This is a genomic window from Paraburkholderia sp. GAS42 (assembly GCF_050436565.1).
GTDB lineage: Bacteria > Pseudomonadota > Gammaproteobacteria > Burkholderiales > Burkholderiaceae > Paraburkholderia.
The window spans coordinates 219,729-245,584 of sequence record NZ_JBNDML010000005.1; the positions used below are offsets into that span (position 1 = coordinate 219,729).

General features: G+C 62.7%; 18 protein-coding genes and 1 pseudogene. 12 read left to right on the forward strand and 7 right to left on the reverse strand.

What is annotated here, in order from left to right; all coding sequences use genetic code 11:
- Positions 1 to 58 precede the first annotated feature (58 nt).
- Complete coding sequence (locus tag P3T16_RS10425) at positions 59 to 778, reverse strand: YdcF family protein (protein ID WP_429342199.1); 720 nt, start codon at positions 776 to 778, stop codon at positions 59 to 61.
- A 245-nt stretch (positions 779 to 1,023) separates the two neighbouring features.
- On the opposite strand from P3T16_RS10425, the gene P3T16_RS10430 reads away from it, so the two are divergent.
- The gene (locus P3T16_RS10430) at positions 1,024 to 1,347 is read left to right on the forward strand and encodes a hypothetical protein (RefSeq protein ID WP_429257015.1); all 324 of its coding nucleotides are present in this window, start codon (positions 1,024 to 1,026) and stop codon (positions 1,345 to 1,347) included.
- A gap of 283 nt (positions 1,348 to 1,630) precedes the next feature.
- Here the strand turns inward: P3T16_RS10430 and P3T16_RS10435 are convergent, their stop codons facing one another.
- Both P3T16_RS10435 and P3T16_RS10440 read right to left on the reverse strand, forming a co-directional pair.
- Positions 1,631 to 1,882 carry a hypothetical protein gene (locus P3T16_RS10435; RefSeq protein WP_429342200.1) on the reverse strand — a complete coding sequence of 84 codons (252 nt, stop codon included), beginning with the start codon at positions 1,880 to 1,882 and terminating at the stop codon, positions 1,631 to 1,633.
- Positions 1,883 to 2,174: 292 nt separating this feature from the next.
- Positions 2,175 to 2,570 (reverse strand): annotated as a pseudogene (locus tag P3T16_RS10440) (transposase); the annotation flags it as partial.
- A gap of 412 nt (positions 2,571 to 2,982) precedes the next feature.
- Here P3T16_RS10440 and P3T16_RS10445 point away from each other — a divergent pair.
- The 9 genes from P3T16_RS10445 (at position 2,983) to truB (ending at position 15,332) form a co-directional block, all read left to right on the forward strand.
- Entirely contained in the window at positions 2,983 to 3,885 is a 903-nt protein-coding gene (locus tag P3T16_RS10445; RefSeq protein ID WP_429257013.1) for a LysR substrate-binding domain-containing protein, read from the forward strand.
- A 90-nt stretch (positions 3,886 to 3,975) separates the two neighbouring features.
- A complete protein-coding gene (locus P3T16_RS10450) occupies positions 3,976 to 5,184 on the forward strand; it encodes a pyridoxal phosphate-dependent aminotransferase (protein WP_429342284.1) in 1,209 nt (402 codons plus the stop codon).
- 285 nt (positions 5,185 to 5,469) lie between these two features.
- Positions 5,470 to 6,531, forward strand: a complete 1,062-nt coding sequence (scpB, locus tag P3T16_RS10455; protein ID WP_429342201.1) for an SMC-Scp complex subunit ScpB — start codon at positions 5,470 to 5,472, stop codon at positions 6,529 to 6,531.
- A 61-nt stretch (positions 6,532 to 6,592) separates the two neighbouring features.
- Positions 6,593 to 8,488 carry a 23S rRNA pseudouridine(2605) synthase RluB gene (gene rluB, locus P3T16_RS10460; protein WP_429257011.1) on the forward strand — a complete coding sequence of 632 codons (1,896 nt, stop codon included), beginning with the start codon at positions 6,593 to 6,595 and terminating at the stop codon, positions 8,486 to 8,488.
- Positions 8,489 to 8,907: 419 nt separating this feature from the next.
- Positions 8,908 to 9,366, forward strand: coding sequence for a ribosome maturation factor RimP (gene rimP / locus P3T16_RS10465; protein ID WP_133663653.1), 459 nt, complete (start codon positions 8,908 to 8,910; stop codon positions 9,364 to 9,366).
- The gene (nusA, locus tag P3T16_RS10470) at positions 9,363 to 10,838 is read left to right on the forward strand and encodes a transcription termination factor NusA (RefSeq protein ID WP_429257010.1); all 1,476 of its coding nucleotides are present in this window, start codon (positions 9,363 to 9,365) and stop codon (positions 10,836 to 10,838) included. Before rimP ends, nusA begins: the two co-directional genes overlap by 4 nt.
- Before the next feature lie 93 nt (positions 10,839 to 10,931).
- Entirely contained in the window at positions 10,932 to 13,835 is a 2,904-nt protein-coding gene (gene infB / locus P3T16_RS10475) for a translation initiation factor IF-2 (RefSeq protein ID WP_429257009.1), read from the forward strand.
- Between the two features lie 159 nt (positions 13,836 to 13,994).
- On the forward strand, positions 13,995 to 14,360 hold the full coding sequence (gene rbfA / locus P3T16_RS10480) for a 30S ribosome-binding factor RbfA (RefSeq protein WP_429257008.1): 366 nt from the start codon (positions 13,995 to 13,997) through the stop codon (positions 14,358 to 14,360).
- Between the two features lie 36 nt (positions 14,361 to 14,396).
- Positions 14,397 to 15,332, forward strand: coding sequence for a tRNA pseudouridine(55) synthase TruB (truB, locus tag P3T16_RS10485; protein ID WP_429257007.1), 936 nt, complete (start codon positions 14,397 to 14,399; stop codon positions 15,330 to 15,332).
- A gap of 106 nt (positions 15,333 to 15,438) precedes the next feature.
- Here the strand turns inward: truB and P3T16_RS10490 are convergent, their stop codons facing one another.
- The 4 genes from P3T16_RS10490 to P3T16_RS10505 are packed head-to-tail and all read right to left on the reverse strand — an operon-like array spanning position 15,439 to position 20,413.
- Entirely contained in the window at positions 15,439 to 16,995 is a 1,557-nt protein-coding gene (locus P3T16_RS10490) for a DHA2 family efflux MFS transporter permease subunit (protein ID WP_429342202.1), read from the reverse strand.
- A 50-nt stretch (positions 16,996 to 17,045) separates the two neighbouring features.
- A complete protein-coding gene (locus tag P3T16_RS10495) occupies positions 17,046 to 18,281 on the reverse strand; it encodes an efflux RND transporter periplasmic adaptor subunit (protein WP_429257005.1) in 1,236 nt (411 codons plus the stop codon).
- A gap of 59 nt (positions 18,282 to 18,340) precedes the next feature.
- Complete coding sequence (locus P3T16_RS10500) at positions 18,341 to 19,840, reverse strand: efflux transporter outer membrane subunit (RefSeq protein ID WP_429342203.1); 1,500 nt, start codon at positions 19,838 to 19,840, stop codon at positions 18,341 to 18,343.
- A gap of 48 nt (positions 19,841 to 19,888) precedes the next feature.
- On the reverse strand, positions 19,889 to 20,413 hold the full coding sequence (locus tag P3T16_RS10505) for a MarR family winged helix-turn-helix transcriptional regulator (protein ID WP_429257003.1): 525 nt from the start codon (positions 20,411 to 20,413) through the stop codon (positions 19,889 to 19,891).
- 370 nt (positions 20,414 to 20,783) lie between these two features.
- Here P3T16_RS10505 and typA point away from each other — a divergent pair, with 370 nt between their 5' ends.
- On the forward strand, positions 20,784 to 22,610 hold the full coding sequence (typA, locus tag P3T16_RS10510; RefSeq protein WP_429257002.1) for a translational GTPase TypA: 1,827 nt from the start codon (positions 20,784 to 20,786) through the stop codon (positions 22,608 to 22,610).
- A 357-nt stretch (positions 22,611 to 22,967) separates the two neighbouring features.
- Positions 22,968 to 25,829, forward strand: a complete 2,862-nt coding sequence (locus P3T16_RS10515; protein ID WP_429342204.1) for a 2-oxoglutarate dehydrogenase E1 component — start codon at positions 22,968 to 22,970, stop codon at positions 25,827 to 25,829.
- Positions 25,830 to 25,856 lie beyond the last annotated feature (27 nt).

Genomic DNA, 25,856 nt, shown 5'->3' on the forward strand with positions numbered 1-25,856 from the left:
CGCCGATGCGACCAGCGAGTCCTTTAATTAAAGCAGCATTCGCCGTGCCTCGCGTTGATCAGAACCAGCCAATCGCGCGGTAGACGTGAAATTGTGCAATCCCGATCAATTCGTGCAGCGCGATGTTGGCATTGACGAGGTTGATATAGCGCGGCAGCACGCCGGTTTGCGCGCGTCGCGTATTTGAAATAACCGGCTGCGGAAAACTGCCGAAACGGTGGAAGTCCAGCAACGCGCGCGGCATCTGATGCGCGGATGTCACGAGTATCAACGAATCGTAATGTACGTGTTGCAGAATGGTGACGACGAACTTCGCGTTTTCGTAAGTCGTGAGGCTGCGGTTTTCGAGCACGATGTCGTTGCGCGAGACGCCGCGTTGCAAAAGCCAGGGCAGATAGGTGTCGGCTTCGGTGGCTTCGTGATGCTGCGGATTGCCGCCGCTGACGATGACATCGCAGCGCGTCGCGACGCGTGTACAGCCCGCGTAAAGTTCGGCGGTTTTCTCTATGCGGGCGATGGCATCGCGCTTCGGAATCAGGCGATCGTGATCGTCGTATTCCGTGCCGCTGCCGAGCATGACGATCGCGGTGTGTCCGGCGAAAGTTGCGCGCGCAACGGGACAGGCGCCGTGTTGCGCCCACGCCAGTAAGGGTGCCGTTAGCCATCCGGACGAGAGCAGCCAGAAGAGCGTAAGCGCGATAATGGCGATGATCGAACGCAACCGGCGCAAAAGCAGGAAAGCTGCAAAAAAAAGCGCCAATAAAGTGAATAGAATCAATTTAAATGGGGTAACGTATCACTTTCGGGACAATCTTCGCGCCTGCCATCGCACCGGTACGGAAAGCATCGTCGGCACGGGGAGAGAACGTCAGCAAGGCGTTCGTACGGGGGTCCTGAATATAACAGGCAGCACCCGGTGGCAAACGGAACATCGGGCGAATCCGGTGCTTCGCATCTCACCAGTGGCGCGGTGATTGGCGTTGCGCAAGTCGTGTCATGGCTGCACTTTAAGAAAGAAGTGAGATGACCACGTATTCCAACGAAGCGGTACTTGAAGCGCTGAGGCGGGCGCAATATCGCCAGGTGCCCTGGGCCAGACGCCCCGGTGTTTTCGAATATCTTCGCGCGCTTGGTCTCATGGAGACCGTTCGACAGCGCACGGTTGCCCCGGCGCCGGGCTTTCACGCCCCGGTAGACATCGCGGTGCTGACCGAGCGGGGCAGGGCAGAGTTCGCGCGGCTCGAACGCGACGAACGTTCGCTGCAGTGGCATGCCCACCGGATGAACCATTACATCGCAGTCACGCCTGAGGTGAGCACGGCCACCGCTTTCGAAGCGCGTCCGTAACTGCCGCGGGCTTGCACGAACCCGGCGCTCCGCGTCGGTGAAAAGCCATTGCGCAAAAAAAAGCCCGTATCGCGAGATACGGGCTTACCGGAATTACTTCTGCCACGCTGTGCTTATGGCTTGGGTGAGACAACGCCCATTTCGAAGTGGTTCCCGGTATTGTTCGCATGTTTCGCTCACGATCGCCGCGGCCCGCATCACGGCTTGAATTGCGGTCGTGCCCGGCATCGTGGCCTGTTCGGGTTCGGGCATGCGGTGGTCTTCACATCGACATCCGGTAGCGTTAACGCCGGCGTTGACCATTGTCGTGAGAGGGCTCGGGCCGCTCGCGCGCGTTACTCGCGATATCTCCGCGCAGGTCACCACGCGGCGTGGGCGGCGTAAAGCCGCGGCCCGGCGCGTCGTTTTGCCATGCCTTCAGGCTGGCAGGACGTTCCGGATGCAAGTTCCACGTCTGCGGCCGTTCCTGGGCCAGCGTGGGTGCGGCAAGTGTTGAAACCACAATGCCGCACAGAAGCAGGGACATTGGTTTCATGAGGGGCTCCCGTCAAGCCATCGGGAATAGGCTTGTTCGCATACTCATACGGTATGCTCAGGAGCGAAAGCACGCTGTAAATAATGGTAAAGAGATGTTTCGTCAGCGGCTGAATACTGGTCGGGCGCTGCGTGCGCCAGCCGGCTTCCAGCGTTGTCGAAGTATGCAGGGAAGAGCGTTGGAAACGCTGTCGCGGCCGCCGGAAGAGCGAGCGAAATCGACGTGCTGAAGCGGGCGCCGTCAGATGCTCAACGGGCGCCCGAAGGCGCCCGGTGGCATGGGGTTGGCGTCAGGCCATCTTGACCGGCGCGCGCCAGGATTCCGGATTGGTCCAGAATGCGCCGCGCAGTCGATCGCGGCTCGGCGGTGCGGGCGGCTTCGCCGCCGTCGCTCCGATGCGTCCGCGCAGCGAAATTTCGCGGCCGCTCGTGCCCAGTCGCTTAACTATTTCGGCGAGCGTACCATCGGCCTGCCACTCGTCGAAACGACGGCGGCAAGTGGGGGGCGACGGATAGCGGCCTGGCAGTTTGGACCAGCCTTCACCCGTCGACAGCACCCACAGCACAGCATTGACAACCGCGCGGGCTTCCACGCGAGGACGACCGCGTCGTTCGCTTCGTGCTGGCTCCGCACAGAACAACGCCTCGACCAGCGCCCACTCGTTGTCTCTCAAATCGTCGAACAGCATCATGTTTTCACCTCAGCGAAGCTAACTCCGGTGCGCTGCCCCGCGCCGCGCACTCTTCATGCACCCGAATTCGAGTGCCAGGCGGGGTCGGGCTTGCCACGGCGTCTAGAGCGTTTATCAAGCGGCGAGCAGCGCCGACCCAGTATTCACCCTAATGCATGAAGCGTGCCATTTCTTCCGCGAACGCCTCAAAACCCCGTGGCATCAGGCCAGCGCGGGCGCTAGTCAGTGGCGTATAAGAATCCAAAAAACCCATCTCGCAAATCGGGACAATCACCAATCTTGTGCAATCAAGCCCGCCCAGCGTGCGTCTGCGCTCTATTGCTGCATTGCAGCGATTTGTGTTTTGTGCCGTAGCGCGCCGGGAAACAATACAATGCGCATCAAAGATGCTCATTGATGAGGCAATTGGATGAATGTGACATTGCGTCAGTTGCGCGTGTTTATCGAGGTCGCGCGGCTTCAGAGTTTCAGCCGCGCCGGCGACGAAATCGGGCTGACGCAGTCAGCCGTGAGTCGCTGCGTGCGCGAGCTGGAAGCGGAAATCGGTCTCAAGCTGATCGACCGGACGACCCGCGAAGTGCAGCTCACCGACGTCGGCGGCAATCTGGTGGCGAGCGTGTCGCGGTTACTGACGGATCTGGACGACGCGCTGCGCGAGATCCGCGAAATTGGCCAGCAGCGACGCGGGCGCGTCGTGGTGGCGGCAAGTCCGACGATCGCCTGCCGGCTGATGCCGCAGATCATCGCGACGTGTGGCCGGGACTTTCCGTACGTCACGCTCGGGCTGCGCGACGACGTGCAGAGCGATGTGGTGCGCAAGGTGAAGTCGGGTGAAGTGGATTTCGGTGTGGTCATAGGCCCGTTTTCCGCCGACGACCTCACGAGCGAACCGATGATGACCGATTCATTCTGCCTCGTGTCGCGTAGCGATCACCGGCTGGCGGCGCAGCGGCAGGTCGCGTGGATCGATCTGGAGGGCGAGCGGCTCGTGATGCTCGATTACGCGTCGGGTAGCCGGCCGATCATCGATGCCGTGATGGCCGAGCACAACGTCACGGCCACCGTGGTGCAGGAACTGGGGCACTCGGCGACGGTATTCGGGCTCGTGGAGGCCGGCATCGGTGTCAGCGTGCTGCCGTGGCTTTCATTGCCATTGCCGGCGCATTCGTCGCTGGTGGCGCGCCCTCTGGTGCCGCGCGCGGAGCGGACGGTGGAGCTGGTGCGCCGGCGGGACCGCTCGCTGTCGCCGGCGGCCGAAGCCGTGTGGGGGCTGATCCGGCAACTGCCGGCGAGGGCGGAGGATCTGCGTTAAGTGGCGCGCTGCCCGCCCGCCGTCGCGAAAAAACGGTGAACCATTAAACTGACGTTCTCCTGCCTTGCCACGAACCACGTGAACACCACAATGACCGAACTGGATTTCCGCAAACCCTCAGCCCCCGACGCCCGGGACGCCGTCCGCGCGCTGCGGCCATCGCAGATCCGCGAAGTCGCGAATGCGGGTTTTGGCGTCGAAAACGTGCTGCCATTCTGGTTCGGCGAATCCGACCGCGTGACGCCGCAATTCATCCGCGACGCGGCAAGCGCCGCGCTCGCCGATGGCGCGACCTTTTACACGCACAATCTCGGCATCGCACCGCTTCGCGCCGCGCTCGCCAGCTACGTGAGCGCGTTGCACGGGGCGACGTCGGCCGGACATGTCGCGGTGACGAGCGCCGGCGTGAACGCGTTGATGCTGGCAGCGCAACTGGTGGTCGGCGCGGGCGACAGGGTCGTCGCCGTGACGCCGCTGTGGCCGAACCTCGTCGAAATCCCGAAGATCCTTGGCGCACACGTCGACACCGTTGCGCTCGATTATGGTACGCAGGGCTGGACGCTCGATCTGGACCGGCTGCTGGCGGCCCTCACGCCGGACACGAAACTGCTGATGATCAACTCGCCGAACAATCCGACCGGCTGGGTGATGACGCGGGAGCAGCAACGCTCCGTGCTCGAGCATTGCCGCCGTCACGGCATCTGGATCGTCGCCGACGAAGTCTACGAGCGCCTTTATTACGGCGACGACGCCGGCAGCACCCGCGCCGCGCCATCGTTCCTCGATCTCGCCGCGCGCGACGAACGGGTGATCTGCGTCAACTCATTCTCGAAGGCGTGGTTGATGACCGGCTGGCGGCTCGGCTGGATCGTCGCGCCCGCCGCGTTGATGGACGATCTCGGCAAGCTGGTGGAGTACAACACGTCCTGTGCGCCATCGTTCGTGCAGCAGGCGGGCGTGGCGGCCGTGGAACAGGGAGGGCGTTTCACGCAGCAGCTCGTGGCCGACCTGAAGGCTTCACGCGATCATCTGGTGCAGGCACTGTCGGCGATGCCTGGCGTCGACGTCAAGGCACCGGCCGGCGCGATGTATCTGTTCTTTTCGTTACCCGGCGCGGCGAAGAGCCTTGATTTGTGCAAGGCGCTGGTTCGCGAGGCGGGGCTCGGACTCGCGCCGGGCAGCGCGTTCGGGCCTGAAGGCGAGGGCTTCGTGCGCTGGTGCTACGCATGCGACACCGCGCGCCTCGACGCCGGTGTGGAGCGTCTCCAGCGTTATCTGGGAGAGTGTGGCGCGCGCTGATTTCCGGCGGGCAAAGACGGGCCGGACTTCCGGGAGGCCTCGTGGCCGGTATTTCGCCTTTACGCTTCGATTTTTTTTGCGTAAGATGGCGCTCAGTCACGCGATTCCTTACAGGAATTTCGCTGCTCCGTCCGGCTGGGTTTGGCTCGATTAGCCTGTTTCGCCTCCCCCCGGTGCGTGCTCCCATCAATATGACCGATCAGAATCGGGCGAGCGCGTCTTCAGTTCCAAATCGTCTGTCCGATCCGGTTCTTTGACCCTAACTCATAAGGTCGACCTGGCTGCATGAATACCCAAGAGGCGAAAATCGTCCTCGAGACTGCCTTGATCTGCGCGCAGGAGCCCTTAAAGCTCGGCGAGCTGCGCAAGCTCTTTGCCGACGGCGTGTCGGCAGACACCGTTCGCACGTTGCTCGAAGACCTGAGGCAGGACTGGTCGGGTCGCGGGGTTGAACTGGTCGGGCTGGCGTCTGGCTGGCGCTTTCAGAGCAAGCCTGCAATGCGCTCGTACCTGGACCGTCTGCATCCCGAGAAGCCGCCGAAGTATTCGCGCGCTGTGCTCGAAACGCTCGCGATCATCGCCTACCGCCAGCCGGTCACGCGCGGCGATATTGAAGAGATTCGCGGCGTGACGGTGAACACGCAGGTCGTCAAGCAGCTCGAAGATCGCGGCTGGATCGAAATCATTGGTCATCGTGATGTGCCGGGGCGTCCGGCGCTGTATGCAACGACGCGCTCGTTTCTCGACGATCTTGGCCTGAAGGCGCTCGACGAACTGCCGCCGCTCGACGACCCAACGGCGCAGCTGAACGTGAACCTGCTGGGTCAGCACGCGATCGAATTCGCAGATGGCGAAGTCGTAGCGGCTGAAGCGGTCGAAGGATCGGCTGGTGCGGATGCCGACGTGGACGTAGCGTCGGCGGCAGGTGAAGCGGCTGACGTGGCTGGTGCGTACACGGATGGCGCACCGGCACATGTCGCGGCTGCCAGTCCCGAAGCGGAACTATCGTCCACGGAAGTCGCCGAACCGGCGCATCCGGCAGCAACACCCATCGACGACGTGCACCTGATTGCCCACGCGCAATTCGATGCGCCGGTCGCCGAAACAGACGTTGAACCGAAAGCCGGCGATGCTTCGAGCATCGCTGGTCATGCAGAAAATCAGGATCCGGTCTCCCAGGCCGATCCGGCAGCACCCGCGCACGGCTCGGGCGAACTCCGCGAAACGGAGCACGTCATTGAGTCGAACCCGACACGTGCGGCACACGACGATCAGGAAGATCGTGGCGATGCCGCGCGGGACGCAGGCGTTTTGACCGACGACGAAACCGAATCGCGCAGCGCCTGACGTAACCGAACTTTTGCCGCGCCCGCAATGGGCGCGCGCGACCTGACATTTTGAGGTTGTTTTGACACATACCCACGACACCGATTCGTCCGAATCCGAGCGCGCCGTGAAATCTGCACGTCCCGACGAGGCGCGCGAGTCGCAGGCATCGGCCGGCGAAAGCGATCGCACGGGCGAAACCGCAGGCGCCGAAGGCGAAGACCGTCCGCGTCGCGGCCTGCGCCGCGGTCCGCGCAGTCTGATCGCGCGTCGACGCGCAGGAGCGAAGGCGAAGGGCGCCGAAGGCGAACCGGCGCAAGGCGAACCGGTCGCGACGGAAACGGCGCAGGACGGCGAGGTCGTGGCGCAGCCGCGACCGCCGCGCAAGGAAGGCGCCCCGAGACAAGGTCAGGGGCAAGGTCAGGGCCAGGGACAACGCCGGAACGCAGGCGGCAAGCGGGCCAATGCGCCGCGCGACGGTGCGCCGCGCGAAGGCGGTCAACGTGATGGCGCGCCCCGCGAAGGCGGACAGCGCCAGAGGAACCGTCGCGGCGAGGCGCCGGCTGTTGCCGTTGCAGTCGCAACCGAGGCTTCCCCGGACGATCTGTTTTCATACGTGACATCCCCGGCGTTCGATGCTGACAACAGCACCACTGGTGGCGTGCGCGCCCCGATGCTGCGCCGTGGCCGGGCCGCCGCGCCGAAACGCGTGCTCTCGCCGGACGACGATGCGCCCAAGCTGCATAAGGTGCTTGCCGAAGCTGGCATGGGCTCGCGCCGCGATATGGAAGAGCTGATCATTGCCGGACGTGTGTCCGTCAACGGCGAGCCGGCGCACATCGGCCAGCGCATCATGCCGACGGACCAGGTCCGCATCAATGGCAAGCCGGTCAAGCGCAAGCTGGCGAACAAGCCGCCGCGCGTACTGCTGTATCACAAACCGACCGGCGAAATCGTCAGTCACGCGGATCCGGAAGGCCGTCCGTCGGTATTCGACAAGCTGCCGCCGATGAAAACCGCCAAGTGGCTCGCGGTCGGCCGTCTCGACTTCAACACCGAAGGTCTGCTGATGCTGACCACATCCGGCGATCTGGCGAACCGCTTCATGCACCCGCGCTATAGCGTCGAGCGTGAGTACGCGGTGCGTGTGGTGGGTGAGCTGGCCGAAGGGATGCGTCAGAAGCTGCTGCACGGCGTCGAGCTTGAAGACGGCCCGGCGAATTTCCTGCGCATCCGCGATGGCGGCGGCGAAGGCACGAATCACTGGTACCACGTCGCGCTGGCCGAAGGCCGTAACCGCGAAGTGCGTCGTATGTTCGAAGCGGCTGGCCTGATGGTAAGCCGTCTGATCCGTACGCGTCACGGTCCGATCTCGCTGCCGAAGGGGCTGAAGCGCGGTCGCTGGGAAGAACTCGAAGACAATCAGGTGCGCAGCCTGATGGCGTCGGTTGGCCTCAAGGCGCCTGCCGAGGAAAAAGGTGGCCGCAACGCAGCGCCAGAGCGTCGTCAGCCGGATCCGATGCAGACGTCGATGGGTTTCATCAACCGTGAACCGGTGTTGATGTCGCACGGTCGTCTCGCCGACCAGCAGCCGCGTGGCCAGGGCCGTCGCGGTGCAGCCGGCGGTGGCTTCGGTGGCGGGTTTGGCGGCGGCGCGTCATCGGGTTTCGGCACGGGTACAGGCGGCTATGGCGGTCGTGGCACGGGTGGTGGTCGTGGCGGCAATCCGGGCCCACGTGGCGGACGCGATATCGACGGAAACCGGGCGCCTTCGGGCAATGGCGGTAACCGTGCGGCCGGCAGCGGTGCGGGCGCAGGCGGCGCAAACCGCGCCGGCAGCGGCGGCAGCAATCGCGCACCGGGCGGTAATCGCGGCGGCAGCGGCAATGCGGGCAACCGCACCGGCGGCAATCCGAATGCTGCAGGCAACCGCGGCGGCCCGCGCGGCACGCCGCGCAACCGCACCCGCGGTCGCTGAGCGATTGACCGGATCCTGGATCCAGCGTCGCCGTGCAGCCTGGCTGCAGTCGACGGCGGATCCAGATCACCGCGCAACCGCTATCTCGCGGCTTCGCTAAAACGCGAAGTAAACCGCGAAATACCTGTTAAAACAGGCTTCAGCAGGCGTTCTACGGGCATCGCAGGTTTGCGTTTGTCCTGAAAAATGCTACAATCGCGAAGTCGCTGGACGTGCGGCTTTTCTTGTGCGGCTCAGGTGCGACCACCGGCAATAAGATGATGGGCGTTTCGCCCATTTTTTTTTGCCGCTTCAGTTTGTGGTTCTGCATCCCGGGTAGCACGAACGTGCGCCAGCCTGGCGCGCGGCCCGCAGGTGTAATCGCTGGCAACCCGGTTGGCAACCCGCAGGCTCGCCGCGCGAACATCTTAGAGGGCACTGTGCAACTGACGGAACTGATTGAAACCACGGTCGTGGGCCTCGGCTACGAGCTCGTCGATCTCGAGCGCACCGGGCGCGGCATGCTGTGTGTGTATATCGACCAGCCGGCCGGCATCGCAATCGAAGACTGCGAGAAGGTCACGCGTCAGCTCCAGCACGTTCTGACGGTCGAAAACATCGATTACGAGCGGCTTGAAGTGTCGTCGCCCGGTCTCGACCGTCCGCTGAAAAAACTGGCGGACTTCGAACGCTTCGCGGGCAGCGAAGTGGTTATCACGTTGAAAAAGCCATTGGACGGACGGAAATCGTACCGGGGCATCCTGCATGCACCCGAAGGCGAAACGATCGGTCTGGAATTCGAAGGGAAGGAAGGTGCCGCGATGCTCGATTTTACGGTCGCAGATATCGACAAGGCGCGCCTCGTCCCCAAAGTTGACTTTAGGAGCCGCAAACAATGAGTCGCGAAGTGTTGATGCTGGTGGATGCGCTGGCACGCGAGAAGAACGTCGACAAGGACGTGGTTTTTGCCGCCCTTGAGGCGGCGCTCGCTTCGGCCTCCAAGAAACTCTTCGAAGAAGATGCGGACATCCGCGTCCATATCGACCGTGAAAGCGGTGAGCACGAAACCTTCCGTCGCTGGCGCGTGGTGCCGGACGAAGCCGGTTTGCAGGAACCGGATCAGGAAATTCTGCTGTTCGAAGCACGCGAACAGAAGCCTGAGATTCAACTCGACGAGTTCATCGAAGAGCCGGTGCCGTCGATCGAATTCGGCCGTATCGGCGCGCAGGCCGCCAAGCAGGTCATCCTGCAGAAGGTGCGTGACGCTGAACGCGAGCAGATCCTGAATGACTTCCTGGAGCGCGGCGAACACATCATGACCGGCTCGGTCAAGCGCCTCGACAAGGGAAACTTCATCGTTGAAACCGGCCGTGTCGAAGCGCTGCTGCGCCGCGACCAGCTGATCCCGAAGGAAAACCTGCGCGTCGGCGACCGGGTTCGCGCATATATCGCGAAGGTCGATCGCACCGCACGCGGTCCGCAGATCGAACTGTCGCGCACCGCGCCCGAATTCCTGATGAAGCTCTTCGAAATGGAAGTGCCGGAAATCGAGCAGGGCCTGCTGGAAATCAAGGCGGCGGCACGTGATCCGGGCGTTCGCGCGAAGATCGGCGTGGTCGCGTATGACAAGCGTATTGATCCGATCGGTACCTGCGTCGGGATTCGCGGTTCGCGCGTGCAGGCGGTCCGTAATGAGCTCGGTGGCGAAAACGTCGACATCGTGCTATGGTCGGAAGATCCCGCTCAGTTCGTGATCGGCGCCCTCGCGCCGGCAGCCGTCCAGTCGATTGTCGTCGATGAAGAGAAGCATTCGATGGACGTCGTCGTAGACGAAAACGAACTGGCGGTCGCAATTGGCCGTAGCGGTCAGAACGTGCGTCTTGCCAGCGAACTCACAGGCTGGCAGATCAACATCATGACGCCGGACGAATCTGCACAAAAGCAGAATCAGGAACGCAGCGTACTGCGCGACCTGTTCATGGCGCGTCTCGATGTCGACGAGGAAGTGGCCGACATCCTGATCGATGAAGGCTTTACGAGCCTCGAAGAGATTGCCTATGTGCCGCTCAACGAGATGCTCGAAATCGAAGCCTTCGACGAAGACACTGTGCACGAATTGCGCAATCGCGCCCGCGATGCTTTGCTGACGCAGGCGATTGCAAACGAAGAGAAGGTCGAAAACGTAGCGCTCGACCTGAAGAGCCTTGATGGCATGGATGCCGACCTGCTCGCAAAGCTGGCGGAACACCAGATCCAGACCCGCGACGAACTCGCGGAACTGGCGGTGGACGAGCTGACCGAGATGACAGGTATGGAAGAAGATGCCGCCAAGGCGTTGATCATGAAGGCCCGTGAACACTGGTTCCAGTGAATATGACCATGACCCACTGACCTGAAAGCGGCCGTCAGGCCGCATGACCCGATGCTAACCGCAAGGAATCGGTCCTTGCATTAAGAGGAATGAATGGCGAGTAACAACGTAGCCCAATTTGCCGCGGAACTGAAAATGCCTGCCGGCGTGCTGCTCGAGCAGCTGCAGGCGGCGGGCGTCACAAAAGCGAGCGAGGACGACACCCTGTCCGAAACGGACAAGGCGCGTCTGCTCGACCACTTGCGCAAGTCGCACGGTTCGACTGATGCCGACAAGCGCAAGATCACGCTGACAAAACGGCACACGTCGGAGATCAAGCAATCCGACGCGACGGGCAAAGCTCGCACCATTCAGGTCGAAGTGCGCAAGAAGCGCACGTTCGTCCGCCGTGACGAAGCGGCTGGCGAAGGCGGTGAAGCATCGAACCATGTGGCTGAGGATGTTGCCGAGGTCGATGACCTCGAACTCCAGCGTCGCGAGGAAGAAGCGCGGCATGAGGCCGAGCTGCTCGAAAAGCAGGCGCAGGAGCTGAAGGCACGTCAGGAACAGCTGGAACGCGAAGAAGCAGAGCGCCAGGCACGCGAACAGGCGGCCGAGGCGGAGCGTCGTCGCGCGGAAGAAGAAGCAGCGAAGAAGCGCGCAGCGGTTGCGGAAGCGGCTGCCCGCGTTGAAGCGGAGCAGGCCGTGCAAACCGTGCGTCCGGGCGAACAGGACGACGAACGCGCTGCCGCAGAGCGCGCAGCGCAACGCGAAGCGGCGAAGAAGGCGGAAGACGCCGCTCGTCAGGCCGCCGAAAAGACGCGTGCGGAGCAGGAAGAGGTCGGCAAGCGCCGTGCGGCGGCCGAAGCCGAAGCGCGCGCGATTCGCGAAATGATGAACACGCCGCGCAAGGCGCAGGTCAAGGCGCCGGAACCGGCGCCGAAGCCTGCTGAGCCTGCGAAGGCAGCCGAAGCCAAGGGCACGCTGCACAAGCCGGCGCGTCCGGCGGGCGAAACGACGGCCCGTCCGGCTGCGAAGAAGCCTGCGGCTGCACCGGCCGCGACGGCAGCGCCGTCGTCGGTTGGCGACAAGAAGAAGCCGGGCGGTGGCAAGGGCGGCTGGCAGGACGACGCAGCGAAGCGCCGTGGCATCAAGACGCGCGGTGATTCGAGCGGTGGTGTCGATCGCGGCTGGCGCGGCGGTCCGAAGGGTCGTGGCAAGCATCAGGATCAGAACACCACGTTCCAGGCGCCGACCGAACCGATCGTGCGCGAAGTGCATGTGCCGGAAACGATTACGGTCGCCGATCTGGCCCACAAGATGGCCGTGAAGGCTTCGGAAGTCATCAAGTCGATGATGAAGCTTGGTCAGATGGTCACGATCAACCAGATGCTGGACCAGGAAACGGCGATGATCATCGTCGAGGAACTGGGCCACCACGCCGTCGCGGCGAAGCTGGACGATCCGGAAGCGATGCTCGTCGAAGGCGAAATCTCCGACGCAGAAGCGCTGCCGCGTCCGCCGGTTGTGACGGTCATGGGTCACGTCGACCACGGCAAGACGTCGCTGCTGGATTACGTCCGTCGTGCGAAGGTTGCCGCGGGCGAAGCCGGCGGTATTACGCAGCACATTGGCGCGTATCACGTTGAAACGCCGCGTGGCGTGATCACGTTCCTCGACACGCCGGGTCACGAGGCCTTCACGGCCATGCGTGCCCGCGGTGCAAAGGCAACGGACATCGTGATTCTGGTGGTTGCAGCCGACGACGGCGTGATGCCGCAGACGAAGGAAGCGATCGCCCACGCGAAGGCAGGCGGTGTGCCGCTCGTCGTCGCGATCAACAAGATCGACAAGCCGGATGCGAATCCGGAGCGCGTGAAGCAGGAGCTCGTCGCGGAAGGCGTCGTGCCGGAAGAATACGGTGGCGATTCGCCGTTCGTGTCGGTGTCGGCGAAAACCGGCGCGGGCATCGACGATCTGCTCGAAAACGTGCTGCTGCAGGCCGAAGTGCTGGAACTGAAGGCACCGGTCGAAGCGCCGGCCAAGGGTCTCGTCATCGAAGCGAAACTCGATAAGGGTAAGGGTCCGGTTGCAACGATCCTCGTCCAGTCGGGTACGCTGAACCGTGGCGACGTCGTTCTTGCAGGCAGCGCCTACGGCCGCGTGCGTGCAATGCTCGACGAAACCGGCAAGCCGACGAAGTCGGCGGGTCCGTCGATCCCGGTCGAAATCCAGGGTCTGTCGGAAGTGCCGCAGGCTGGCGAAGAAGTCATCGTGATGCCGGACGACCGCAAGGCGCGTGAAGTCGCACTGTTCCGTCAAGGCAAGTTCCGCGACGTCAAGCTGGCGAAGCAGCAGGCCGCGAAGCTCGAAAACATGCTGGAACAGATGGGCGAAGGCGAAGTGCAATACCTGCCGCTTATCGTGAAGGCGGACGTGCAGGGTTCGCAGGAAGCACTGGTCCAGTCGCTGCTCAAGCTGTCGACCGACGAAGTTCGCGTGCAGGTCGTGCACAGCGCAGTGGGTGGCATCAGCGAATCCGACGTCAATCTGGCGACGGCTTCGAAGGCGGTCATCATTGGCTTCAACACGCGTGCGGATGCGCAGGCGCGCAAGCTCGCGGAAGCCAATGGCATCGACATCCGCTACTACAACATCATCTATGACGCAGTAGATGAAGTGAAGGCTGCGATGTCAGGCATGCTGGCGCCGGAGAAGCGCGAAGTGATCACTGGTATGGTCGAAGTCCGTCAGGTCTTCAAGGTACCGAAGATCGGCGCAGTGGCCGGTTGTATGGTCACGGATGGTGTGGTCAAGCGTTCGTCGTCGGTGCGCGTGCTGCGCAACAACGTCGTGATCCACACCGGCGAACTCGACTCGCTGAAGCGCTTCAAGGACGACGTCAAGGAAGTCCGTCAGGGCTTCGAATGCGGTATGTCGATCAAGAACTTCAACGATATCGTCGAAGGCGACCAGTTCGAAGTCTTCGAAGTCACGGAAGTCGCGCGTACGCTGTAAGTCTGGCGCAACGCTCAAAGGGCGGAGCGGGCGCTTGCCCGGCTCCGCCCTTTGTTTTTGTGTCGGCGTTTGCGTTTGCTTTCGAGTTGCGGCGGGTAACCACTACCGCCGTTTCGACGTAAACGCATAACCGCCGACAAACCGAATCACGGATTCACCATGCCGAAAAAACGTTCCTCTCCCAATCGCAACGTGCAGATCGCCGATCAGATCCAGCGTGATCTGTCGGAGTTGCTGCGCGAAGTCAAAGACCCGCGCATCGGGCTTGTTACATTCCAGAGCGTCGAACTGACGCCGGATTACGCCCACGCGAAGGTGTTCTTCACGACGCTGACGGGCGATCCGCAGCAGACGCAGGACGCGCTCAATCACGCGGCGGGTCATCTGCATAACCAGCTGTTCAAGCGCCTGCACATTCACACGGTGCCGACGCTGCATTTCCATTATGACAAGACGATCGAGCAGGCTGTCGAGATGTCGCGTCTGATCGACGAAGCGAACGCTTCGCGCGCGAAAGACGAGTGATCTCGCGTTCTTCATACCAGCCAGCGTTCGATTGACATGACTGCACCTCAACGCCCGCGCATTCCGCGCCGCGCGCTCGACGGCGTGCTGCTGCTCGACAAGCCCATCGGGTTGTCGAGCAACGACGCGCTGATTCGGGCCAAGCGTCTCTATCTCGCGAAGAAGGCAGGCCACACCGGCACGCTCGATCCGCTCGCGTCCGGTCTGCTGCCGCTGTGTTTTGGCGAAGCCACCAAGTTTTCCCAGGATCTGCTCGAAGCCGACAAGACGTACGAAGCGACGATGCGTCTCGGCATCCGCACGACCACGGGCGACGCCGAAGGCGATGCCGTCGATACGCGCGATGTCACGTGCGATCAGGCTGCAGTGGAAAATGCGATGGCGCAATTCCGCGGCGATATCGTCCAGATTCCGCCAATGTATTCCGCACTGAAACGCGACGGCAAGCCGCTGTACGAGTATGCGCGAGCGGGTCAGGTGGTCGAGCGGGAAGGGCGGCAGGTGACGATTCACGCGCTCGAACTGATCGCGTGCGCGTTGCCCGATGTCACGTTCCGCGTGACGTGCAGTAAAGGTACTTATGTTCGCACGCTCGCCGAAGATATCGGTGAAGCGCTGGGTTGTGGCGCGCATCTGGTGGCGTTGCGTCGCACCGGCGTCGGTGCGTTGACGCTCGAACATGCCGTCACGCTCGATGCACTTTCCGACGCTACGGAAACCGAACGCGACGCGTGGTTGCAACCCGTCGACGCACTGCTTTCGACGTTCCCGTCCGTACAACTCGACGCTGAAGCCACGCGACGCTTCCTGCATGGCCAGCGTCTGCGCCTCGCAGATCTCGCCATTAGCGAAGAAATCGTAAAGCAGGAGCCGCGTATGCGCGTGTATGGCGAAGGCCGGCTGCTCGGCGTCGCGAAGGCGGCGGAAGGCGTGCTCGCGCCGGAACGGCTCGTCGTTACCGCAGCGAACTGAAGCGCGAGCCGAAAGGCGACGCGTACAAAAAAAAGCGGTGCCGCATGTTTGATCGCGGCACCGCTTTTCATTACACGGCGCATCGAATGCGTCGTGGAAACAACCCTCAGTGCGCCGCAGCCGCAGCCGCACCCGCATCGCCACCGGAACGCTCCGGCTTCGTCACCCAGATCAGCGCGATCAGCGCGACAAAGATCCCGGCCGAGACAAAGAACAGATCGTTCACACCCAGCTGCGCGGCCTGCTGCGTCGCCATCGTGTTGAACAGACCATAGGCCTGCGGCTGGCTGAACCCCGCCCCGCCGAACTGCTGCATCGAATGATCGAACACCGGGTTGTACGCGTTCGCCTGCTCGGCGAGTTGCGCGTGGTGCATGATCGTCCGGTGATCCCACGCGGTCTGGAAGATGGAAGTTCCGATGCCGCCGCACATGATCCGCACGAAATTCGACAGACCCGACGCAGCCGGAATCCGGTTGCCCGGCAAACCTGACAGCGTGATCGACACCAGCGGAATGAAGAAGCCGGCCATGCCGATGCCCTGGATCAGCGTCGGTACGAGCAGCGAGTAGGTGTCCACGCCCGTGGTGTAGCGCGAGCGCATCCAGAAGCACAGCGCGAACACGAGGAAGGACGCCGTCGCGATATAGCGCGGGTCGGTGCGCGGCAAAAACTTGCCGGTAACGGGCGACAGCAGCACCGCGAACAGGCCGACCGGCGCCATGACGAGGCCCGCCTGGGTGGCGGTGTAGCCGATGTCGGTTTGCAGCCACAACGGCAGCAGCACGAGATTGCCGAAGTACAGCCCATAGCCGATCGACAGCGCAACCGTGCCGCCCGTGAAATTGCGTTTCGAGAAGAGCGACAGGTCGACCACCGGATGTTCCGCCGTCAGCTCCCAGACGATAAAGAACGCGAGCGCGATCACGGCAGTCAGCCCAAGCACGACGATCGTCGTCGACGAAAACCAGTCGAGGTCCTTGCCCTTGTCGAGCATGACCTGCAGCGAGCCGACCCACGTGATCAGCAGCGCAAGCCCGACGCCGTCGATCGGTGCCTTCTTGATGACCGAATCGCGGTTGCGGAAAATCGCCCACGTCGCGGCCGCAGCCACGATGCCGACCGGGATGTTCACGTAGAAGATCCACGGCCACGAAATATTGTCCGAGATCCAGCCGCCGAGAATCGGGCCGGCCACTGGCGCGATCAGCGTGGTCATTGCCCACATCGAGAGCGCCATCGGCGCCTTCGCGCGCGGGTAGCTGGCGAGCAGCAACGTCTGCGAAAGCGGAATCATCGGGCCGGCCACCGCGCCCTGGAACACGCGCGACGCGAGCAGGAATGGCAGCGTCGGCGCAAGCCCGCACATCCATGAAGAGATCACGAACAGGATGATCGACGCCATGAAGAGGCGCACCTGGCCGATACGGTCGGTGAGCCAGCCGGTCAGCGGCACGGAGATCGCGTTCGCCACCGCGAACGACGTGATCACCCACGTGCCCTGATCCGACGAGACGCCGAGATCGCCCGAAATCGACGGGATCGACACGTTCGCAATCGACGTATCGAGTACGTTCATGAAAACCGCGAGCGACACGGCGATCGTGCCGATCACCAGTTGCGCACCCTCGAGCGGAGGGTGCGGGACTTGAGCCTGAGCCATGAAACCCTTTTCGAGTGTGACCGGTATGACGAAAAACGCGGTGACGCCGCTTACATCAGCTTCGCCGCGCCTTTCGCGCCGCGGTCCGCTGCTTTCTGCGCGCCGCTGTACTGGCCGCCATTCGGGCCGGCGTTCGCCGCGATGATGCGGGCGATTTCGGCGTCGGCTTCGTCGCCGTACTTGTCGAACACGCTGGTCTGGTAGACCGTGTTCGGTGCATTGCCGAGCTGGCCGCCGTTGTCGTCCTTGATCGTGACGTCAGCCTGCATCGACAGGCCGATACGCAACGGATGCGCTTCGAGTTCCTTCGGATCGAGTGCGATCCGCACCGGCAGACGCTGCACGACCTTGATCCAGTTACCCGTCGCGTTCTGTGCGGGCAAGAGCGAGAAAGCCGACCCCGTGCCGGCCGAGAAGCCCACCACCTTGCCGTGGAACTTCACGCTGGAACCATAGACGTCTGCCGTCAATTCGACCGGCTGGCCGATACGCATGTGCTTCAGCTGAACTTCCTTGAAGTTTGCGTCGACCCACACGCCGTTCAGCGGCACGATCGCCATCAGTGGCGTGCCCGGCGAGACGCGCTGGCCAACCTGCACCGAGCGCTTCGCGACATAACCCGTGACGGGCGCCGGCAGCGTGTTGCGCGCGTTATTCAGATACGCGTCGCGCACCTTGGCGGCAGCGGCCTGCACGTTCGGGTGATTCGCGATCGTCGTGTTGGCGGTCAGCGCGCGGTTCGCGGCGAGTTGCTGCTGCGCGGCGTCGACGGCGGCCTGCGCGCTCTTCACGGCGTCGCGGGCGTGCGAGATTTCTTCCTGCGACACGGCGCCCGTCTGCGCCACCGTCATGCGGCGCTTCAGGTCGTCCTGCGCGCGCGACAGATCGGACTGACGCACGGCGACCTGGGCCAGATACTGGCTGTCGTCGGCGAAGAGACCGCGCACCTGGCGCACGACCTGCGCCAGATTCGCTTCGGCGGATTCGAGCGCGACGCGCGAATCCGCCGGGTCGAGCACGACGACCGGGTCGCCCATCCTGACGGTCTGCGTGTCGTCGGCGTTCACCGAAACGACGGTGCCCGTGACCTGCGGCGTGATCTGCACGACGTTGCCGTTCACGTAGGCGTCGTCGGTGTCTTCATGGAAGCGCGCGTCGAGGAAGTAGTACAGGCCGTACGCAATCGCGGCGATCAGGATCACGATGACGAGCAGCGTCATCATCCGCTTGCGCTTGCCGCTGTTTGCCGGTTGCGTGCTGGCGGCGGGCTGTTGGGGGGTGCTCATTGATGTGCTCCGTATTCTCTCAGTCTTCGTCGTTTATCCGGATGGGCGTTCGGTCCGGCTCAGTTCGATGCGTGTGCAGCGGAAGCGGGTGCGTCGGTCGGCACCACGAGGCCCGTCTGCGTTGCGTCGAACCCGCCGCCTAGCGCCTTGATCAGCGCGATCTGCAGGTCGCGGCGCTTCATCTTCAGGTTCGTCACCGTCTGTTCGGCGGCGAGGCGGTTCTGGTCGGCGGTCAGCACCTGCAATTGCGGCGACAGACCCGCCTTGTAGCGGATCACCGCGAGCTCCCACGCTTTCGACGATGCATCGAGCGCGCGCTGTGCGTCACCCGATTGCCGGTCGAGCGAGCGGATCGACGACACCTGCGTCGCCACATCCGACAGCGCGTTGATCAGCGTCTGGTTGTAGTTCGCGATGTCCAGATCGAAGTCGGCGTAGCGGCCCTTCAGTTGCGAACGCAGTGCGCCAGCGTCGAAGATCGGCAGATGGATCGCCGGGCCGAACTGGATCTGCCGGCTCGCGGACGTCAGAAAGCGGCCCCAGCCGAACGCGTCGAAGCCGAAACCGGCCGCGAGGTTGATGTCCGGGAAGAACTCCGCCTTCGCTTCCTTGATGTCGTGTGTCGCGGCTTCGACCTGCCAGCGTGCAGCCACGATATCCGGTCGGCGCGACACGAGATCGGCCGGCAGGTTGTCCGGCAGCACGACGTTGGCGCCTGCGTTCATCACCGGCTTCGCGATCTGCAGGCCGCGGTCCGGCCCTTTGCCGAGCAGCGCGCCGAGCTGGTAGCGCACCGTCGTGATTTCGCCATCGAGTTCCGTCAGGTTCGACTGGCTGGTCGCGATATTGCCGTTCGCGGTCTGCTTTTCGACGTTCGTATCGAGACCCGCAACGACGCGGCCATCCGTGATCCTGCCGATCGTCTGACGATTGTCGATTTCGCGCTGGGCGATATCGCGCAGCGCGTAGAGCTGTGCCAGCTGGTTGTACGTGCGCGCCACCGACGACGCGAGCGCGACGCGCGCCTGCTGCATGTCGGCTTCGGCAGCCTTTTCCTGCGAGACGGCCTGGCCAAGCTTTTCACGGTTCTTGCCCCACAGGTCCAGATCCCACGACGCGCTCGCGAGCGCGTTGTTCTCGCTGTACCAGGTGCCGCCGAACGGAGGCGGGAAGAGGGCGTTCGCGGAATACAGTTCACGCGTCCACGAATAGCTGGCATCAGCCTTCGGATAGAGGTTCGAACGCGTCCTTTCGATGTACGACGAGGCCTTCGCAATCCGTGCCTGCGCCTGAGCGATCGACGGGCTGCCTTCAAGCGCTTCGCTGATCAGCGCCGGCAGTTGCGGATCGCCGAACTGGTTCGCCCAGTCGAGCGACGGCCACTGGCCGCCCTGAGCGGGAACGCTTTGCGCCGACTCGTACTGCGCCGGCGACGCCATCTGCTTGTCGCTCTTGATGCCGATGTAGTTCGCGCAGCCCGACAGGGCGAGCGCCGTGACCGCAGCGGCGACGGCGGCCCGGCTCGACAGCGCCGGCGCGGACAGGGAAAGGGATTTCATTCGCTCGACTCTTCTATGAGTGATGGTAATGATGGACGCTGCAACTAATTATCGGGTCTCGGGCGGGGTTGTCGCCGGGGTCGCTGTATCGCGCGATAACCACGTTGCGTCGCCGCTGTTGGCGAGCGCACGGCGAAGCATGCTCTTGAGAAAGCCCACTTCCTCAGGGGTGAAGCCGGCCAGCAGTTTGTCTAGCGTGCCGCCGAAAATGGCGGGCATGCGGGCTGCCATCGCCTGGCCTTCAGGCGTGAGGGCGAGACGCACGACGCGGCGATCCTCGTTGCTACGCACTCGCGTGAGCAGGCCGCGTTTCTCCAGACGGTCGACCAGACGGGTAACAGCGCTCGCGTCGATGCCGTATTCACGGGCCAGTTCGGCGGCGAGCAGACACTTGCCGCTTGCGACCATGAACAGGATGCTGCACTGGGTGCTCGTAATACCGAGTTCGGCTAACGTGCGCTGCGTGATCATGTTCGACATTGTCGATTTCACGCGCGAGAGCAGGTAGCCGACGCTTTCGCCGAACTGGTATTCGCTGATTTCGGGCGGTAACGCCGGATTCGGATCAGTCATGATTCTCTGCGACAGCAATGATTGACCAGGCAGGATTATAGGTGCGGTTAGTTGACGCGGCAAGCGTTATTACAGCTTAGGCAAGGAACTTTTCTTGGCAAGGACCATAATCGAATTGATGCCCTCCCGCAGCGGTGGGACGGCCGCTGCGGGCAGGTCAGGCGGGGCGTTATCGCGATTTCGAGGCCGCATTGAAGTATCCAATGAGCGCTAAAACGCCGGTTGTGATGCTTCCGGGCGGGCGATACAACGCTACAGGTCAGAAAGCTTAACGTTCGCGTGCTATAATTTCAGGTTCCCAAAAGTGCGCTTTGGGCTTGTTGGCAGTTTCAAGAAGCGATCTGGCGCACTCAACTGTCTCCAGGTTCCTATGACCCGCGCCCTTCGTAATATCGCCATCATTGCCCACGTCGACCACGGCAAGACCACGCTCGTCGACCAGCTCCTTCGTCAGTCCGGCACGTTCCGCGAAAACCAGCAGGTTGCCGAGCGCGTCATGGATTCGAACGACATCGAAAAAGAACGCGGCATCACAATTCTTGCGAAGAATTGCGCGGTCGAGTACGAAGGCACGCACATCAACATCGTCGACACCCCGGGCCACGCCGACTTCGGCGGTGAAGTGGAGCGCGTGCTGTCGATGGTCGACTCAGTGCTGCTGCTCGTCGACGCCGTCGAAGGTCCGATGCCGCAAACGCGCTTCGTGACGAAAAAAGCACTGGCGCTCGGCCTGAAGCCGATCGTCGTCATCAACAAGATCGACCGTCCGGGCGCGCGTATCGACTGGGTGATCAACCAGACGTTCGACCTGTTCGACAAGCTCGGCGCGAGCGAAGAACAGCTCGACTTCCCGATCGTCTACGCTTCGGGCCTGAATGGCTACGCGGACCTCGATCCGAGCGTGCGCGAAGGCAACATGCGCCCGCTGTTCGAGGCGATTCTCGAACACGTGCCGGTTCGCCCGGCGGATCCGAATGGTCCGCTGCAGCTGCAGATCACGTCGCTCGACTATTCGACGTATGTTGGTCGTATCGGCGTTGGCCGCATCACCCGCGGCACGATCAAGCCGGGCATGGCTGTCGCCGTGCGTACAGGTCCGGACGGCGCGATCCTCAACCGCAAGATCAATCAGGTTCTGTCGTTCAAGGGCCTGGAGCGCGTGCAGGTGGAATCGGCTGAAGCCGGCGACATCGTGCTGATCAACGGCATCGAGGAAATCGGCATCGGCGTGACCATCTGCGCCCCGGACGTGCCGGAAGCGCTGCCGATGATTACCGTCGACGAACCGACGCTCACGATGAACTTCCTCGTGAATTCGTCGCCGCTGGCGGGCCGTGAAGGCAAGTTCGTGACGAGCCGTCAGATCCGCGACCGCCTGTTCAAGGAACTGAACCACAACGTGGCGCTGCGCGTGAATGAAACTGGCGACGAAACCACGTTCGAAGTGATGGGTCGCGGCGAGCTGCACCTGACGATTCTGGTTGAAAACATGCGTCGTGAAGGCTACGAACTCGCCGTGTCGCGTCCGCGCGTGGTGATGACGGAAGTCGACGGCGTGAAGCACGAGCCGTACGAAAACCTGACCGTCGACATGGAAGACGCGAATCAGGGTGGCGTGATGGAAGAACTGGGTCGCCGCAAGGGCGAAATGCTCGACATGACGTCGGACGGCCGTGGCCGTACGCGTCTCGAGTACCGGATTTCGGCGCGTGGCCTGATCGGCTTCCAGTCGGAATTCCTGACGCTGACGCGTGGCACGGGCCTGATGAGCCACACGTTCGACTCCTACCAGCCGGTCAAGGAAGGCGGCGTCGGTGAGCGTCGTAACGGCGTGCTGATTTCGCAGGACGACGGCGCTGCCGTCGCATACGCCCTGTGGAAGCTGCAGGACCGCGGCCGCATGTTCGTGTCGCCGGGCGAGCCGCTGTACGAGGGCATGATCATCGGTATTCACAGCCGCGACAACGACCTCGTCGTGAATCCGATCAAGGGCAAGCAGCTGACGAACGTGCGTTCGTCGGGTACGGACGAAGCGGTGCGCCTCGTGCCGCCGATCCAGATGTCGCTGGAATACGCGGTCGAATTCATCGATGACGACGAACTGGTCGAAGTCACGCCGCAATCCATCCGTCTGCGCAAGCGCTACCTGAAGGAACATGAGCGCCGCAGCGCCAGCCGTAAGGGCGCAGTGGACTGAACACGATTCGCGTCAATACGCGTGCTGATGTCAGACAAAAGCCACCTTCGGGTGGCTTTTGTCGTTTTCTGGCGCCAGCGTGGCGAGTGCGTTTCACGTCTCGGGGCGGGCTGCCGGGTGCGTCGAAAGACGCCGAAAATGGGCGCGCAGATGCAGCAAACCCCCGTTCTGACAAGACTTCAGCCCACCGTGCCAGCTATGTAGAGTATGCGTTCTGTGCTATCCTTTTCGGGATGCAAGTTAAGGTCCTTCCAAGCAAGACTTGATTCGCGCAATCCGCCAAACGGTCAGGCCGTGTCGCGGAAGGTTGAGTAACCCGCTATTTCTCGAGAAACTCGAAGAAAGGTGAGCGTAAAAATGATGAAGCAATTCCAGCTGAACTCTTATCTGTTCGGCGGCAACGCTCCGTATGTAGAAGAGCAGTACGAGGCGTATCTCGATAATCCGGCGTCAGTGCCCGAGACCTGGCGTGAGTATTTCGACGCGTTGCAAAACGTTCCGGCATCGGACGGCAGCAACGTGAACGACGTGGCCCATGGCCCGATCGTCGAGTCATTCGCCCAGCGGGCGAAGGCGAACGCCTTCATTCCGCGCACCGCCACAGGCGGCGAAGATCTCACCACTGCGCGCAAGCAGGTCTTTGTGCAGTCGCTGATCGGCGCATATCGCTTTCTCGGCTCGCAATGGGCCAACCTCGATCCGCTGAAGCGTCGCGAGCGTCCCAATATTCCTGAGCTTGAACCTGCGTTCTACGACTTCACTGAAGCCGACATGGACCAGACGTTCAACGCGAACAATCTGTACTTCGGTTACGAACAGGCATCGCTGCGCGACATCATCAAGGCGCTGCGCGATACGTACTGCGGCACGATCGGCGCCGAGTACATGTACCTGAGCGACCCGGAACAGAAGCGCTGGTGGAAGGAAAAGCTCGAGTCGATCCGTTCGACGCCGAACTTCTCCGTCGACAAGAAAAAGCACATCCTGAACCGTCTGACGGCAGCCGAAGGCCTCGAGCGCTTCCTGCACACCAAGTACGTCGGCCAGAAGCGTTTCTCGCTGGAAGGCGGCGAGAGTTTCATCGCATCGATGGACGAAGTGGTGCGTCACGCAGGCGCGAACGGCGTGCAGGAAATCGTCATCGGCATGGCCCACCGCGGCCGTCTGAACGTGCTGGTCAACACGCTCGGCAAGATGCCGGCTGACCTCTTCGCTGAATTCGAAGGCAAGCACGTCGACGATCTGCCGGCTGGCGACGTGAAGTACCACAAGGGCTTTTCGTCGGACGTGTCGACGGAAGGCGGCCCGGTTCACCTGTCGCTCGCATTCAACCCGTCGCACCTCGAGATCGTGAACCCGGTGGTCGAAGGTTCGGCGAAGGCGCGGATGGACCGTCGCGGCGACGACAACGGCCTGCAGGTTCTGCCGGTGCAGATCCACGGCGACGCGGCCTTCGCAGGCCAGGGCGTCGTGATGGAAACGCTGAACCTCGCGCAGACGCGCGGTTACGGCACGCACGGCACGCTGCACATCGTCATCAACAACCAGATCGGCTTCACGACGTCCGACCCGCGCGATGCGCGTTCGACGCTGTACTGCTCCGACGTCGTCAAGATGATCGAAGCGCCGGTGCTGCACGTGAACGGCGATGATCCGGAAGCGGTCGTGCTGGCGACGCAACTCGCCATCGACTACCGGATGCAGTTCCACAAGGATGTCGTGATCGACATCATCTGCTTCCGCAAACTCGGCCACAACGAGCAGGACACACCGGCTGTCACGCAGCCGCTGATGTACAAGACGATTGCGAAGCACCCGGGCACGCGCGCGCTGTACGCTGAAAAGCTGGTGCAGCAACGCGTGATCACCGCCGAAGACGCAGACAACTTCGTCAAGGCGTACCGTCAGGCGATGGACGAAGGTCATCACACGATCGATCCGGTGCTCTCGAACTACAAGAGCAAGTATGCGGTCGACTGGGTGCCGTTCCTGAACCGCAAGTGGACTGATGCTGCCGATACGGCTGTGCCGCTCGCCGAACTGAAGCGCCTCGCGGAACGCATCACGACGATCCCGGAAAACTTCAAGGTTCATCCGCTCGTCGAGCGCGTCATCAACGACCGTCGCGCGATGGGCCGTGGCGACGCGAAGCTCGACTGGGGCATGGGCGAACATCTGGCATTCGCATCGCTGGTCGCATCGGGCTATGCAGTGCGCCTGACCGGTCAGGATTCGGGCCGTGGCACGTTCACGCACCGTCACGCGGTGCTGCACGACCAGAACCGCGAACGCTGGAACGACGGCACGTACGTGCCGCTGCAGAACATCGCCGAAGGTCAGGCGAAGTTCACGGTGATCGACTCGGTGCTGTCCGAAGAAGCCGTCCTCGGCTTCGAATACGGCTACTCGACCGCTGAGCCGAACACGTTCGTCGCGTGGGAAGCGCAGTTCGGCGACTTCGTCAACGGTGCGCAGGTCGTGATCGACCAGTTCATCTCGTCGGGCGAAGTGAAGTGGGGCCGCGTGTCGGGCCTCACGATGCTGCTGCCGCATGGCTACGAAGGTCAGGGTCCGGAGCACTCGTCGGCACGTATCGAGCGTTTCCTGCAACTGTGTGCTGATCACAACATGCAGGTCGTCCAGCCGACCACGCCGGCGCAGATTTTCCACCTGTTGCGTCGCCAGATGATCCGGTTGTTCAGGAAGCCGCTGATCGTCGCTACGCCGAAGTCGCTGCTGCGCCACAAGGAAGCCGTGTCGGACCTGTCCGAACTGGCGAAGGGCGCGTTCCAGCCGATCATCGGCGAAGTGAGCGACGACATCGACGCGAAGAAGGTCAAGCGCGTCGTGGCGTGCTCCGGCCGCGTGTATTACGACCTCGTCGCGCATCGCCGCGAATCGAAGTCGAATGATGTCGCGATCATCCGTATCGAACAGCTGTATCCGTTCGCGCACAAGCAGTTCGAATCGGAAATGAAGAAGTACGACAACGCGACTGAAGTGGTCTGGGTGCAGGACGAGCCGCAGAATCAGGGCCCGTGGTTCTACATCGAGCACCATCTGAAGGAAGGCATGAAGGAAGGGCAGAAGCTGGCGTACAGCGGCCGTCCTGCTTCGGCTTCGCCGGCAGTCGGCTACTACGCGAAGCACTACGAGCAGCAGAAGGCGCTGGTGGAAGGTGCATTCGGCCGTCTGAAGAGCGCGTCGATCGCTAAATAACCACATGAACCGAACCGGGAGAACGCA